A 14,192-nucleotide genomic window follows, 5' to 3' on the forward strand; every position below is an offset into this window, starting at 1 on the left:
TAATGCCAGTAAGAACTTACTCAATTTAGTAAGGTAAAAAACAACGGGGAGGGTTCACCCCTTTGAGCTTGGTATATTTGGTCAGCTAGTAAAAGTGACTACGACCCAAGAAGCCCGTCACTTTAGTGATGGGAGGTTCACAATGAGTAATGAAATAGAAGAGTGGTTCGAGAACGAAGAATATGACTATGAATGAACTACCCCCACTTCAAGCTTGGATAAGTTAGGGTAGTTTAGCAACTTAATCTATACTATTAGTTGAGAGTTCAAAAATATCCTCTATGAAATGTAACACTTTAAACAACTCTATATCTTGAAGCTCTTCCGCAAAAGTGACCTTTCTGGCAGAATCAACAAAATCAAATCTTTTTTTGGACAAAGGATAGCAAAGGTAGCGATGGCATTACTCACCATTAAATCTTTTCTCTTCCAGTCGGTTGATTACCCCACCCCAAACTTTTTAGGTATTGCTATTACCACCGAATTCTCTTGTTTTCTTGCTTTCATAAGAAAAACTTCCTTGTCGTATGACTATAATTTTATTGTGATAAACAAAAGTGGATTAGATTAAAAAACCTTACAAAAACTTGAAAAAGACTTTTAAAAGAATTATAATGAAATAAAGATAGAATAGGAGTTGATACTATGAGTACTCATATGATTGGTAATATACCTACCAGCTCAATAACAGAAATGAAGAAGAATCCAATGCATATAATAGAGGAGTCAAGAGAATTAAACGAGCCGATTTATTTGCTCAACAGAAACCGTCCAGTAGCAGTCGTAATGGATAAAGAGAGGTATGAAGCAATGCAATATTTAATTGAAGAGTTAGAAGATAAATTGCTTGAAGCCAAAGCTTTAAAAAGAATAAATGACATTGATTCAGGGATAGCGACTCTCATACCTGATAAAGATGTTCGTAGCGAAGAATCCAGAAATGTGGAATGGTCTCTAGACGATGGATGGGAATAGATATGCATTAGATTGGCACGAACAAGCTAAAAAAGAATACGATAAATTAGACGGATCAAGTAGAAATTTGATTGATAAGTCCCTAAACAGAATCGAAAAAATTGGGATGGAGGCAGGAGAAGCTCTCAGAGGAAACTTAGTGGGCTGTCGAAAATTGAAGCACAGAAAAGCAGGACTCAGAGTGATTTTTAGAGAATCAGAAAAAGGGATAGAAATTGTCGAAATAATTGCGATTGGAAAAAGAAGCGACTTGGAAGTTTATAAAGATGCTGAAAAAAGGATATAATTTTTGCCTCTAGGAGTTGTAAAAGCTCTTAGAGGCATTTGATTGTCAGTATTCAAGATTGCACTCTTAACAACTTAATCTATACTACTAGTTGAGAGTTCAAAAATATCCTCAATGACTTGTAACACTTTAAATAACTCTACATCTTGAAGCTCTTCCGCAAAAGTTACCTTTCTGGCAGGATCAACAAAATCAAATCCTTTTATTTGAAGTGGATTGATATATCCTTTAATTTTCTGATTTTCTTCAAGTTCTAGAAATTCTTTTCTATGTGTAGAAGTTATCGGACAAACAATAACAAATCCAGTGGTGGCGTTATACTTATAAGAACTTAATACGACTGAAGGTTTAATCTTTTTAATTTCTCTACCGATGGATGGGTCAAATTCTATCCAAATAATATCCCCTTGTTTAGGTGTATATCCCTTAGTGTTATACACCATTAAATCATCTCTCTTCCAGTTGGCTGATCACCTTCAAAAGCATCTTCGAATCTTAAACTTTCTCCTTTTTCCAAAGCTTCCTCAAAGATGTTCCTTTCTTTAGGCAGAAAAATGATTGCGCCGTCTCTACCTCGATACGCACGGAACTCTTGCCCCTCTCTTACTTCAAACTTTTTAGGTATTGTTATCGCCATCGAATTTCCTTGCTTTCTAGCTTTCATAAGAAAAACCTCCTTGTAGTGTTACTCAAATTATACCATAAATGAATACGCGGTAATAACATATTGTATTTTTTATGTGTGCTAGTAGCTTTTTGATTTAAAATTTTATTATTTTTAGTTAAGCAGCAAAATGATCTAATCCATCGAATGGGTAACGGATAGTGTCCTTCCTATTAAATAAAGTTACTGAAAAATTAGAAAAAGACAACAAACTATCCATTTTTTGCAAACTATTATTGATGACTGTGTTATGCTGAATAAAATTAAACCGTTGGGGGACTGCATATGTTCGTTTTTGGAACAGATAAATTCATTACTGATATTGCTAAAGCTAAAGAATCGCCATTTCCATTATCACCAGTAGAACCGAGTGAAGGAGACAGTCGTTGGTTTGCTGATTCAGTTATATTAAACAGGCGGAAAGCTGTTGTACTCATACATGAAGAAAGTCTATTGACTTTAGTCATGTGGCCACTTAAAAAGCAGGAACTGAGTCAAGTCGAAAATATTATTCAATATGCTAAACAGAATTATTATAACTACTTGGGACTTAACTGGATGAAACAAATGGAAATTGAGAAAAAAGTAGAAGAAAGAGAGGTTCATTTAAAAAGAGCAGTTGGTTCTTCACCTGTTGAGGAACTGATTGATGACACCATCAGTTATTTGAAATGGCGAGTGAGAGGTTACGATGAAGAGGACATTGTTCAGCTAAAAGTTATGGAAAAAGTGAATAATCGGCTGATTCACTATAGTGATGGTTCTAAGCAAACGCCTTTGACTAAGTGGGAAGATTATTTAAATGAAAAAGGACTGGGCAAGAACTTAATATTTACGCCACCGGTCGCTGAATTAAAGGTGACATTGAATCTTGATTTGGAAAATGATGTGAGTCGAACGATTCAAGTCCCACTGACTTATACGTTTAACCAGCTTCACGATATCCTTCAACGTGCGTTCATGTGGGATAATTATCACCTTCACCAGTTTACCTTTGAAAAGAGCAAAGGTATGACTGTCCGACTAGTGGATGATGAAGAATCCCTTTTTTATAAAGAGGCCAATGAAATCATTAAGTTTGATAGAGAGGTACAATTGATTGAATACCTTAATCAGGGAGATACCTTTACCTATGAATATGATTTTGGAGATGACTGGACTCATACGATTGAAGTGACAAACATTTTGGAAAATTCGATGCTCCGTTCAGCCAAGCTAATGAATATGACAGGGGATCCGGTCCCAGAAGATGTGGGTGGTCCAAATGGGTTCGCAGAATTTAAGAACGTTATGAATGACCCATCACATGAAAATTACGAACACTTTGCTAGTTGGAGTGAAAAGTACCGATACCGACTCAAACATTACACAAAAGACTGGATAAATCAGAGGTTAGATGATTTATAAGAATGTTGGAAAATTGGCAGGCTAGTGATTAATGATAAAAGGAAATAATATCTGGATTAACTTTGACCAGCCTGCGGAAAAAAGAATCAAAATAGATGACTTAGACTAGTTGTATCTTCCTACTGCTTCTCAGTAAACCAATCGCTAAATAAGCTCTCACTAACTGACCCAATCAGTTACGTGAGAGCTTATTTATTAGATTAGAAACCTCTTTTTAAGAAGGACAAATCTGGCCTGGCCAGATTTTACCCCTTTTAAAAAGAATTTTAGAAGGTAGACACGTTTATTAGTCTAATGAAGTATAAATTTTTATTCTACAGACTAATAAACTGTCTTTAATAGTCTAATCAACCAGTTACATGCATTGTAAAAACTAATAAACCAGATTTATTAGTTTAATCGAGACTGTTCTCGCCCTGTACAGACTAATAAATGGAGTCCACCTGAACAAATCCTTACAAATAGTATGGAAATCTGATATTTCTTCGGAGCATATCATTAGTTTTAAATATGAGAGCGCTTAAAGACATGAAAAAAATTGTGAAAATGTAATAAACACGAACATTAGAAAACTCTAATGTCTATTTGTAACTGTTTTTATATCCTAAAAGATTAATTTGAATTATACTTCTTCTATAAGAAAGCAAGTAGCGTATTTCTTTGATAAGAGAGGGCGATGCAAAACATTTACATTATCTTTACACAAGCTTGATAGATGGCCATGTCTTTATCATGCTATACTCAAAAAGTGGTCAAGTTTAGTAATTAAATTAAACAAGGAGTGACTATTGTGCAGGTTAAGTTTCAGGATGTAACAATGTCTTATGGAGATAAAAATGTACTGAATAATATAGATTTTGAGATACCAGAAGGTAAATTAGTTTCAATATTAGGGCCTAGTGGATGTGGAAAGTCAACGACGCTTATGCTGATTTCTGGTTTAACATTTCCTTCCGGCGGGAAAATTTTCTTTGGAGATGAAGAAGTCACGAAGTCAGATGCTGTAAAACGTAAAGTAGGAATGGTTTTTCAAAATTATGCTTTATACCCGCACTTATCTGTACTAGAAAACATCATGTTTCCATTGAAGATGGAAAAGAGACCGAAGAAAGAGCGGGAGCGTCGCGCCCTTGAATTAGCAAGACTCGTTCAAATCGAGGAACACATACATAAAAAACCGAAGCAATTATCTGGTGGTCAACAACAGCGTGTGGCGATTGCTCGTGCCTTAGCTAAAGAGCCGTCAATCCTTCTGATGGATGAACCTTTATCAAACTTGGATGCTAGGCTGCGTATTGAAATGCGTGAAGAAATTAGACGTATCCAACAAGAAACAGGTGTAACCACTGTATTTGTAACCCACGATCAGGAAGAAGCCTTAAGTATTTCTGATGAAGTTATGGTGTTAAATGATGGAGCCATTCAGCAATACAGTGACCCTATTACCCTATATAAGAAGCCAGACAATTTGTTTGTAGCGAAATTCTTAGGCACACCGGTCATCAATGAAATTAAGGTCACGAGAGACTCACTTATTCAAAATAGATTACCTATTCCAGAAGCACTTAAAGAAGATATCACAACAATAGGGTTACGAGCAGAGGATATAATAGTCACTTCCGTTCCCGAAGAAGCGTTGTTTACTGGCATTGTCAGTCATGTGGCCAGAGTTGGGAAGGATACAACTGTTCATGTGGTTAATGGGGACGCTGAATGTGTGGCGACCGATTTGGCGATGATTCCTCAAGAGGGAGAAGACATTTATTTGACGGCAGCGATGGAGGACATCCACTTCTTTAACAAACAAAACGACGTGATCAGAATGGAGGCCACTCATGCTTGAAAAGCCGACATTGAAAAGCAGTGTTAAAGCTTTTTTGTATATGGCGCCGATGCTGCTGATTATTTTAACATTCAACATTTATCCGATAGTCAGGTCTTTTGCAATGAGTTTTTATGCTGAATATAATTTTTTTCAAGATATTGTCGGTCGATATGGAATAGATAATTTCCAACAGATTTTTTCGGATTCAGAATTTTGGCTGGCGATTAGAAACACCTTTGTTTTCGTATTAGGCGTCGTTCCGGCATCTATTGTTATCTCATTGTTTATCGCTATTTTATTGAACAAAATTAAATTCATGTCAGGCTTTTTCCGTTCGATTTACTTTCTTCCGTTTGTAACGAGTACAGTTGCTATTTCCATTGTTTGGAACTGGATTTATCACAGTCGATACGGTTTAATGAACTACGCCTTAGGTCAAATTGGATTTGATCCGATTGCCTTTATTACCGATCCTGACTATGCGATGCTGGCACTTGTCATCATGGCAATCTGGAGAGGCTTAGGCTTTAATATTATTTTGTTTTTAGTTGGCTTAAATAATATCGATGACAGTTATTACTCAGCCGCAAAAATAGATGGTGCCAAAGAGTGGAATAGATTTACTCATATCACGTTGCCACTCTTGGGACCAACGATGTTCCTCGTCTCAGTTATGGGCGTAATTAACAGCTTCAAAGTCTTTGACGAAGTGTACGCATTGTTCCAGAGTCGGCCGGGACCAGCCCGTGAAGCATTAACCGTTGTGTACTATATCTTCCAGAAGTTTTATGAAGAACACCAGTATGGTGTCGCTGCAGCTGCCGGTATTGTCTTGTTCTTGATTATCTTAGTGTTTACTTTAATTCAAATGGCGTTCAATAAAAAATTCGTTCACCACTAGGAAAGGAGAGAGTAAAAAATGGAAGAAATTCGCGAAAGGGATATTCCCTTCATTCTTAAAAAATCTGAAAAAGATAAGCCGCAAAAAGAAATCACGTCAACTGGAGAGAAAGTGTTGCGCGGGATAGCTTATGTGCTTTTGACTATTGGAGCGGTAACTATGCTCATCCCCTTTATTTGGATGGTGATGACGTCACTCAAATCTCCTGCAGAAGCTGTGGCGATGCCTCCTGTTTGGTGGCCAAGTGTCTTACGCTTTGAAAACTATGCTCGTGCATTTGAAGTGGCCCCTTTTGGCCGATATTTCCTGAACAGTGTACTCATCACCTCGCTATCGACTTTAGGAGAGCTGATTACTACTATACTGGCTGCTTTCGCTTTTGCTAGGCTAAATTTTTATGGCAAAAATATCTTATTTACTATTTTAATTGCGACTATGATGGTGCCGAGTGAATTATTAATTATTCCAAACTACTTAACTATATCTAATTTTGGACTGATTAATACATATTCAGCCATGATTGTGCCTTATTTAGCGAGTGTATTCTCAGTCTTTATGTTAAAACAGAACTTTGAATCTGTTCCCAATGAATTATATTATGCGGCAAAAGTGGATGGCAGTAGTGACTGGAACTTTTTGTGGAGAATTATGGTTCCTCTTTCCAAATCAGCAATCGTTGCGGTGACGATTTTGAAAATTATCGGGAGCTGGAATGCTTTTATGTGGCCGTTAATCGTAACGAATGATCGGTTGCTTCGTCCATTACCAGTCGGACTACAAGCTTTTACAACTGAAGCAGGCACGCAATTTGAATTGCTCATGGCGGCTTCAACCATTGTGGTTGCGCCTATGATTATTATTTACCTATTCCTCCAGCGCTACATCATTATGGGCGTATCCAAAGCAGGTATTAAAGGATAAGAGAGTGTTTAGGCAAGCATTAAGTCAGGTGTTAAACTTTATAGATAAAAAGGAGAAGATTGACTAATGGACATGCAAAGCAAATGGGTAAGATTTGGTACAGGACTGTTAACTGCAAGTGCGTTATTTTTAGCAGCTTGTGGAAACGGTGAGGAAACTGAAGACGAAACGGCTGATCAGACACCAGAACAAGCTACTGAACAAGATGATACGTCAAGCGAAGAAACCACAGACGATGAAACAGCCAGTGGTGAAACGGTTGAAATCACGTTTTGGCATGCGATGAATGGCCCACACCAGGAAGCAATCACTGCTTTAACTGAAGCTTTTAACGAATCACAAGATCAATATGTTGTAAATGAACAAGGGCAAGGTGGCTACCCAGAATTACGTCAGTCCATTATGGGAGCGGCTGTATCGGGTGATTTGCCAACGATGTCTCAGCTAACGGCCACAGATGTTCCAGAATTAGCTTCAAACGATTTGCTAGCTCCTTTATCTGAGGAATTCTTAGTAGCAAATGGCTTTGATGAAGATGCGCTGAACGATATTTATGAAGGCTTCTTATCCAGTTCTACTTATGAAGGCGAGATGTACGCCATGCCTTTCTCAAAATCAACCCGAGTGATGTATTATAATCAAGGCGTATTGGATGAGTTTGGTGTAGAATTACCAACTACTTGGGATGAAGTCGAATCGTTAGGCGAATTAATGGTAGAAGCTGGAGATGACCGTGTCGCAATGGGTCTTGAAAACGGCTTTGAAATGGAATTCGAAACAATGGCTCGACAAAATGGTGCCGACTTTATTAACGCCGACACGTTGGAAGCCAGTATTAATGCACCAGAAAGTGTTGAAGCTTTAGAGTTTCTAACGAATCTATTTGAATCAGGTTATGCTCGTACAGCAGGCGAAGACGGTTTCTTCTCAGGACCATTCGGTAGAGGCGAGTCTGCTTTATATATCGGATCTTCTGCAGGGGTTGCCCACGTTGAACCTGTCGCTGAAGAAAACGGCTTGGACTGGGGAACAGCTCCAATCCCAACATTTAATGATACTGAATTAACTCTATTTGCTGGAAATGATTTAGGATTATTCTCGTCTGCCTCAGAAGAAGAACAAAGAGGCTTTGTTGAATACATTAATTTCTTATTGCAACCTGAAAATACAGCTGAATGGGCTATGCTTTCTGGTTATGTTCCGATTCGTGAGTCAGCTCTTGAAGATCCTGATTACGTTGCCTTCTTAGAAGAAAACCCTCAACAAGAAGCTGCTACGACTATGTTGAGTTACGGCATGTCTTCACCCACTTTTGTAGGTTACGGAGAATTTAGAAATGCTTTAATCGATGCAATGGATGACGTCGCTGTTTCAGGAATGGCACCACAAGAGGTTCTTGATAATTTACAAGCAGAGGCTGAATCGATTATTGAATCAAATAACTAAACAGGATTGTAGAAAGGATTAGTATATGACGACTTACCGCATTTGGAGTGGCATCACAACCATTGGCGGGAATATTGTCGAAGTACGTACAGAAAAAGCCAGAGTCTATTGTGACTTTGGCTTATCTGTTGCTTCCGACCTTCCCGAAGACGAACAAACGCAATCGGAATTGGAAAACTTAATTCTGATCCAGGCGTTTCCTGCTATTCCTGAATTGCTAGAAACGGATGATTTTGAAAAATTAGACTTACCGGGTTTTCATTTGAACACATTAAAAACAGCTGTTTTCATTTCCCATCTTCATTTGGATCACATGGGGGCTTTGAAGTTTTTGCCAAAAGAAGTGGACGTGTATTTATCGGAAGACTCTTTAAAACTCTATCATTTACTCTTAGAAGTGGGAGAAGAAGAGCCGGTGAAATGCCAGCTACATGCGTATAAACCGAATGAAAAAGTTGTCGTTGGTGACATTACAGTCGAAGCTCAAGAAAGTGATCACGATGAAAAAGGTGCTCACGCATTATTTATCCAAACTGAAGACTTGAAGCTAATCCATTCAGGGGACTTCCGCTTCAATGGGTATAAGCCTGAAAAGGTAAAGGCTTGGGCTGAAAAAGCACGAATGTGGGAGACTGATGTTCTTTTGATTGAAGGAACGAGTTACAGTTTCGACGATGTAGAGTCTGAACAAATGGAATTGTTGGATAATGAATTTGTAGAAGAAGTCGAAGCACCGTTGACAGAAGAGATGTTGCTGGACGAATTAACTTATTTGTTTAGAGCAAACGAAACAGAACTGCTTATCTATAATCCCTATATCAGAAACGTCGAAAGAATAGTCCAGGTTGACAAAGTTGCCAAAGATAGTGGACGGACGATGGTATGGGAAGAGGCCTATGCCTATGTATTAGCAGCCTTTTATCCAGAAAAACAGTTTACTGTTTTAGAAGAAACCTTCAACGGAAAACTCTCTGATTCTGCTTTGAAGGAGCTGGTGTCTCTTGACCAGTTAAAAGAAGAGCCTGGCAAATACGTTTTGCAAAGTAGCTATAAAAATATAGCATTCTTGGAAGACTTTGGAATTGGTATTTATATTCACAGCAATGGCGAACCATTGGGAGATTACGATTTAAGGTATGGTTTACTGTTGGACAGCTTAGACGAATATGGGTTTGATTTTTTGTCACTAGGCCCAAGCGGACATGCCGGCCGAGATGACATCATCGAAGTCGCAAAAACAGTTTCAGCAAAGAATACCTTGCCATGGCACTCATTTAAACCAGAAGCCCTGCATAAAGCGTTGACTGAAAACGGCGTTCAATCCTTCTTACCGGAGCTGGGTAAAGAATACAGAGGTTAATCTTAGTTATTAGTCTAATGGACCAGGAAAAAGCGGCTACAAATGAATAACCCTACCAACAAAATAAGCTCTCACTAACTGACTTAATCAGTTGAGTGAGAGCTTTATTTATTACATTACAGATCCACCGGATAGCTTCACAGATTCTCCAACAATATTCTCAGCGGCGTCTGACAGTAAAAACGCAATCGTATTAGCGACTTCCTTGGCAGTCGTAATTCGACCAGAAGGTAACTTGTCGCTTTCAATTTTATACTGTTCTTCAAAGGTGCTGTTCTCGCGTTCAGCTTTCCTTCCAATCGAATCTAGTCCCATCTTCGTTTCAACATAACCTGGGCAGACGGCATTCACTCGGATATTGTGCTGAATAGCTTCTAAGGCAAATGATTGTGTAAAGCCATTTAGCGCAAACTTCGATCCGACGTAGGCAGTGCCAGCGAAGGTTCCTCTTATCCCAGAAAGAGAAGAGACATTGACAATAGCGCCATCTTTATTGTCCTTCATCGATTCATATAGGCGTTGCGTCAACAGGATGGGAACAGTGAAGTTCAGATGCATAATGCGTTCTAGTTCATCTTGAGTCAAGTCCTCTATCACACCGCCACCGGTTATACCCGCTGAGTTGACGAGTAAAGAGACGGGACCCATTTTTTCTTCAGAGGCTTGAATGAGTTGTTCCCTTTCATCAGCATTCGCTAAGTCAGCCAGGTAATAAAATACCTTCGCATGTGGCGTTTCATTTTCAATGTCAGCTTTCAATTCTTTTAACACATTTTCTTTCCGCCCGGTTATCGTGACCGCTGCACCCATAGAAGCGACAACCTTAGCTGTTTCATAGCCGATACCACCAGTCGCACCCGTGATTAAAGCGCGTTTCCCTTTTAACGTCGTTGATGAAAAAATAGACATGCTAATCCTCCTTGATAATCGTTGATTAGGTAAATTGTTCCATAAACATTACTTATAATCCACTGATTCACACTGATATAAGGACAAATCTGGCCTAGCCAGATTTTACATCACGAAGAGCTTGACTGAGTTGCATAGAAGGTGCTTCTCTACGGAACTCGCTACAATAATATGCTTCGAGTTGCTTAGAGACTGGCTCTCTACGGATTTTAAATAAAAATGAGTAGCAGAGCTGCTTAGACGAAGGCTCTCTAAGCAACTCGCCCAAAACATTCACCAGGAATAGGAGGAGAATCATGTAGTTTGTTTCGTTTCTCTTACACTATGACTATCCGCTTTATCAATGGGATTAATCGTGCTACACTAATCACTAGTTTAGATGACAGGAGAGACAGAAGCATGAAAAATAATCGAGTTAAAAAGAATACAAATAGAAATAAACCAGGTAAAAAGTTAGCTATCGGGTTGGTCATTTTGCTACTCATCGCTGGGTGGTTGTACTGGGGAAATAATTCCATTGAAACGACTCATCACACCTACCAGCACGAAGCGATTCCTGATTCCTTTGATGGGTATACCATTGTTCAAGTGTCTGATTTGCACAATAAAGAGTATAACGGGAGGCTGACAAGTGAAGTACAGGAGCAAGATCCGGATTTGATTGTGGTGACGGGAGATCAAGTTGACCGTAACCGAACGAATATAGAAGTAGCTGTCAAAGCGCTTGAAGAGTTAGTAGACATTGCGCCTGTTTATTTTGTGTCTGGGAATCATGAAATTGCTTCTCAGCAATACGATACCTTAGCTGAGGAACTCGATAATATTGGAGTCATCAATCTCGATAATGAGACAGCTGTGATTACGGAAAACGGAGAAGAGTTGGGCATGATAGGGATTGAAGATCCATTATTGATGCTCTTAGATGACGTGGAAGAAGCGGGATCAGCTGAATTGTATCTAGAAGGAGTCATTAATGAGTTGATTGAAGAAGTCAACACAGACTTTGTTCTGCTCCTCTCACACCGAGTGGAGTTATTCGATGTGTATAAAGAAACAGAGGTTGATTTGGCATTAACCGGTCATGCACATGGGGGACAGATTCGCTTGCCATTTACAGATGGGTTGTATGCTCCGTCTCAAGGCTTTTTCCCTGAGGTAACCAGTGGCGTGACAGAAGAAAACGGCACGACGATGATTGCAAGTCGCGGCTTAGGAAACAGTATTTTTCCCTTTCGTATAAATAATCGTCCGGAATTAGTCGTTATTACATTACGGTCGGGGGGTGAGTAAGGATAGCTTTACAGACTAAATCAACCCTTCAACCGCCTTCCGTAACAAATGTAACAATGTGTAGTGAGAACGTAAACTTGAAAGAATTATCAATGTCGACAATGTATCGATTTTATCACCTGCTAAAGAAGTCAGTGACCCCATTTCTCCACGACTAACTATCAATTTAGTTATCGGTTTGTTATTTGGACTCATATCCGGTATTCTCTTGGCGTTATTAATTTATGTCTTTGATAAGAAAGTTAACGAAGAAGAAGACGTAACAGAATTGATGCAGTGGAATAATATTGGCTCAACCATTATGGTCACCTCTTCTGTACAAGGAGAAGGCAAGTCTGTCATTGCTTCTAATTTGGCCTTAGTCTTTGCTTCTCAAGGGAAACGGGTGCTCTTGGTGGATGCGGATTTAAGAAGACCCACGCTACACAAGAAGTTTAATTTACCAAATAATAACGGACTCAGTTCTTTCCTAATAGGAACTATACCGGCTCTATCAGTTATCTTAGATAAGCCATACAATAAGAATTTATATATATTGACAAGTGGCGTCATCCCGCCTAACCCAGCAGAACTACTAGCTTCTCAAAGAATGGAAGACTTGATGGTGAAATTGAAAGCCCAATTCGACTTGATTATTATTGATTCACCGCCCGTCACAGCCGTCTCTGATGCACAAATACTAGCGAGTCGAGTGGACGGCACCTTGTTTGTTGTTAGAAAAGGAGTTGCCAAAAAACACAATCTTCTGAGATCAAAGGAACTCATGGAAAATGTTCAAGCGAGAGTCATAGGCACTGTCTTTAACGGTAAAAAATCCGAAAAAGAAAGTGACTATACCTTATACAGAGAGAAGCAGCACACGTATTCGTAGAAACACAGGTGAGTGGTTTTTGGATGAGTTGCGTAGAGAGGCGCTCTCTACGCAGTTCAGTTAAATAGTTAGAGTCGAGTTGCTTAGAGACTGAATGTCTAAGCAACTCGACTCTTTTTTGTGTGCTGAGTTAGGTAGAGAGGGCGTCGCTAAGCAGTTCGAATAATTTTTTTCAAATAGTCAAAAGAAAATAGTTCTTTTCGCACTTAAAAAGACAATATATATAGTATAGGGATTTTTAAAGGAGGATATTAAAATGAATGCAAACACGAGAGAACGATCAACAGTGAGTAACATTATGAGGAGCTTGCATAATCGGTCAAGGTTAACGTTAGCCGATAGATATTATCACGAGGCATTGGAGAAAGGGTATAGAGGCGAGCTGCAATTCGATGCATTAGTGGAATCCTTGACGTGCGACCATATTTATTTAAAAGATTTACGACTGAAGTATTACCGTAAGACCTTTCAAATTGATTCGCTCTTACTCGTCGGAAATAAGGCTTACATATATGAGGTTAAAAATTATGAAGGGGAATATGAAATCAAGGGTGATCGACTGTTGCTGAGTTCGACAAAGGTGGAAGTTCCAGATCCGATGGTTCAGTTGCAACGAAGCATGTCCCTATTTCGTCAATTATTACACCATTTCCAATTGCCTATAGACGTCGAGGGGTACGTCATCTTTATAAATGAAAAAATGGCATTGCATAACATGCCCAAATCACAATACTTGCTAAAAAGTATGACCGTGAAGCAATTAGGGGCTATCAATAAGACGACTGAAAAAGTAAGTCAAAAGAATAAACGGTTGGCTAAACATTTACTTGCTAGTTTACAGGAAGAAAAACCTTATGACGATTTACCTGACTATTCATTTGAAACCATGAAAAAAGGCATGTTATGTAAGCATTGTTTTGGCCACCTTGAAAGGTTGTCAATGAGACGGTCTTTTTGTCAAAGGTGTCGCCAAACGGAAGACTTATCTGAAAGTATTTATAGAAGCATAGTGGAATTTAGAGACTTATTTCCAGAGAAGAAACTAACCACTAAGATCATTCATGAGTGGTGTGGGTCTATCCCATCAACTTATATGGTCACCCAAGTCCTGAAAAAGCACTACAATAGGCATAAACGTCATCGATGGACCTACTTTGAGTAATTTTAGGCAGAGTATTCTGGCTGAAGCCAGAATATCCCCTTATTCAGATCCTTGAAAGAGGGGTTGATTTGATGAGTTGCTTAGAGAAGGCCTCTGTGAGCAACTCAGCGACGATTCAGGTAACGAGTTGCTTAGAGAAAGCGCCTCTAAGCAAGTCAGCTCGACTAATTGACTT

At 39.0% G+C, this 14,192-nt stretch carries 14 protein-coding genes; 11 read left to right on the top strand and 3 right to left on the bottom strand.

All coding sequences use genetic code 11. The features are described 5' to 3' along the window. The first annotated feature begins 645 nt into the window (after positions 1-645). Both C3945_RS08600 and C3945_RS08605 read left to right on the top strand, forming a co-directional pair. Complete coding sequence (locus C3945_RS08600) at positions 646-975, top strand: type II toxin-antitoxin system Phd/YefM family antitoxin (protein WP_161879292.1); 330 nt, start codon at positions 646-648, stop codon at positions 973-975. Beyond that, the gene (locus C3945_RS08605; protein WP_161879293.1) at positions 962-1,261 is read left to right on the top strand and encodes a type II toxin-antitoxin system RelE family toxin; all 300 of its coding nucleotides are present in this window, start codon (positions 962-964) and stop codon (positions 1,259-1,261) included. The genes C3945_RS08600 and C3945_RS08605 overlap by 14 nt, the downstream gene beginning before the upstream one ends. Positions 1,262-1,335: 74 nt before the next feature. Here C3945_RS08605 and C3945_RS08610 read toward each other — a convergent pair whose 3' ends face one another. Beyond that, positions 1,336-1,704: a type II toxin-antitoxin system PemK/MazF family toxin gene (locus C3945_RS08610; RefSeq protein WP_161879294.1), complete on the bottom strand. Its 369-nt coding sequence runs from the start codon at positions 1,702-1,704 to the stop codon at positions 1,336-1,338. Beyond that, positions 1,704-1,925, bottom strand: a complete 222-nt coding sequence (gene mazE, locus C3945_RS08615) for a type II toxin-antitoxin system PemI/MazE family antitoxin (protein WP_161879295.1) — start codon at positions 1,923-1,925, stop codon at positions 1,704-1,706. The genes C3945_RS08610 and mazE overlap by 1 nt, the downstream gene beginning before the upstream one ends. Positions 1,926-2,210: 285 nt before the next feature. Between mazE and C3945_RS08620 the strand changes: the two genes are divergently transcribed. The 6 genes from C3945_RS08620 (at position 2,211) to C3945_RS08645 (ending at position 9,785) form a co-directional block, all read left to right on the top strand. Further along, entirely contained in the window at positions 2,211-3,332 is a 1,122-nt protein-coding gene (locus C3945_RS08620) for a plasmid pRiA4b ORF-3 family protein (RefSeq protein ID WP_161879296.1), read from the top strand. An 817-nt stretch (positions 3,333-4,149) separates the two neighbouring features. Further along, positions 4,150-5,175, top strand: coding sequence for an ABC transporter ATP-binding protein (locus tag C3945_RS08625; RefSeq protein ID WP_442862172.1), 1,026 nt, complete (start codon positions 4,150-4,152; stop codon positions 5,173-5,175). After that, on the top strand, positions 5,168-6,058 hold the full coding sequence (locus tag C3945_RS08630) for a carbohydrate ABC transporter permease (protein WP_161879298.1): 891 nt from the start codon (positions 5,168-5,170) through the stop codon (positions 6,056-6,058). The genes C3945_RS08625 and C3945_RS08630 overlap by 8 nt, the downstream gene beginning before the upstream one ends. A 159-nt stretch (positions 6,059-6,217) precedes the next feature. Next, on the top strand, positions 6,218-6,979 hold the full coding sequence (locus C3945_RS08635) for a carbohydrate ABC transporter permease (protein ID WP_237585526.1): 762 nt from the start codon (positions 6,218-6,220) through the stop codon (positions 6,977-6,979). 66 nt (positions 6,980-7,045) lie between these two features. Further along, positions 7,046-8,425, top strand: a complete 1,380-nt coding sequence (locus tag C3945_RS08640; RefSeq protein ID WP_161879300.1) for an ABC transporter substrate-binding protein — start codon at positions 7,046-7,048, stop codon at positions 8,423-8,425. Positions 8,426-8,450: 25 nt separating this feature from the next. Beyond that, positions 8,451-9,785, top strand: coding sequence for an MBL fold metallo-hydrolase (locus C3945_RS08645; RefSeq protein ID WP_161879301.1), 1,335 nt, complete (start codon positions 8,451-8,453; stop codon positions 9,783-9,785). A 111-nt stretch (positions 9,786-9,896) separates the two neighbouring features. Here C3945_RS08645 and C3945_RS08650 read toward each other — a convergent pair whose 3' ends face one another. Continuing rightward, on the bottom strand, positions 9,897-10,694 hold the full coding sequence (locus C3945_RS08650; protein WP_161879302.1) for an SDR family NAD(P)-dependent oxidoreductase: 798 nt from the start codon (positions 10,692-10,694) through the stop codon (positions 9,897-9,899). A gap of 399 nt (positions 10,695-11,093) precedes the next feature. Here C3945_RS08650 and C3945_RS08655 point away from each other — a divergent pair, with 399 nt between their 5' ends. From C3945_RS08655 to C3945_RS08665, 3 genes are all read left to right on the top strand, one after another. After that, complete coding sequence (locus tag C3945_RS08655; protein WP_161879303.1) at positions 11,094-11,984, top strand: metallophosphoesterase; 891 nt, start codon at positions 11,094-11,096, stop codon at positions 11,982-11,984. 208 nt (positions 11,985-12,192) lie between these two features. Continuing rightward, positions 12,193-12,855, top strand: a complete 663-nt coding sequence (locus C3945_RS08660) for a CpsD/CapB family tyrosine-protein kinase (protein ID WP_161879304.1) — start codon at positions 12,193-12,195, stop codon at positions 12,853-12,855. Between the two features lie 256 nt (positions 12,856-13,111). Beyond that, entirely contained in the window at positions 13,112-14,017 is a 906-nt protein-coding gene (locus tag C3945_RS08665) for a nuclease-related domain-containing protein (protein WP_161879305.1), read from the top strand. Positions 14,018-14,192 lie beyond the last annotated feature (175 nt).

It is taken from the genome of Alkalibacterium sp. MB6 (assembly GCF_009935905.1).
Taxonomy (GTDB): Bacteria; Bacillota; Bacilli; order Lactobacillales; family Carnobacteriaceae_A; genus Alkalibacterium.

Excerpts from the sequence above, each read along its gene's own strand:
- C3945_RS08600 (WP_161879292.1), top strand. The coding sequence starts at position 646 with ATGAGTACTCATATGATTGGTAATATACCTACCAGCTCAATAACAGAA.
- C3945_RS08605 (WP_161879293.1), top strand. The coding sequence starts at position 962 with ATGGATGGGAATAGATATGCATTAGATTGGCACGAACAAGCTAAAAAA.
- C3945_RS08610 (WP_161879294.1), bottom strand. The coding sequence starts at position 1,704 with ATGGTGTATAACACTAAGGGATATACACCTAAACAAGGGGATATTATT.
- mazE (WP_161879295.1), bottom strand. The coding sequence starts at position 1,925 with ATGAAAGCTAGAAAGCAAGGAAATTCGATGGCGATAACAATACCTAAA.
- C3945_RS08620 (WP_161879296.1), top strand. The coding sequence starts at position 2,211 with ATGTTCGTTTTTGGAACAGATAAATTCATTACTGATATTGCTAAAGCT.
- C3945_RS08625 (WP_442862172.1), top strand. The coding sequence starts at position 4,150 with ATGTCTTATGGAGATAAAAATGTACTGAATAATATAGATTTTGAGATA.
- C3945_RS08630 (WP_161879298.1), top strand. The coding sequence starts at position 5,168 with ATGCTTGAAAAGCCGACATTGAAAAGCAGTGTTAAAGCTTTTTTGTAT.
- C3945_RS08635 (WP_237585526.1), top strand. The coding sequence starts at position 6,218 with ATGCTCATCCCCTTTATTTGGATGGTGATGACGTCACTCAAATCTCCT.
- C3945_RS08640 (WP_161879300.1), top strand. The coding sequence starts at position 7,046 with ATGGACATGCAAAGCAAATGGGTAAGATTTGGTACAGGACTGTTAACT.
- C3945_RS08645 (WP_161879301.1), top strand. The coding sequence starts at position 8,451 with ATGACGACTTACCGCATTTGGAGTGGCATCACAACCATTGGCGGGAAT.
- C3945_RS08650 (WP_161879302.1), bottom strand. The coding sequence starts at position 10,694 with ATGTCTATTTTTTCATCAACGACGTTAAAAGGGAAACGCGCTTTAATC.
- C3945_RS08655 (WP_161879303.1), top strand. The coding sequence starts at position 11,094 with ATGAAAAATAATCGAGTTAAAAAGAATACAAATAGAAATAAACCAGGT.
- C3945_RS08665 (WP_161879305.1), top strand. The coding sequence starts at position 13,112 with ATGAATGCAAACACGAGAGAACGATCAACAGTGAGTAACATTATGAGG.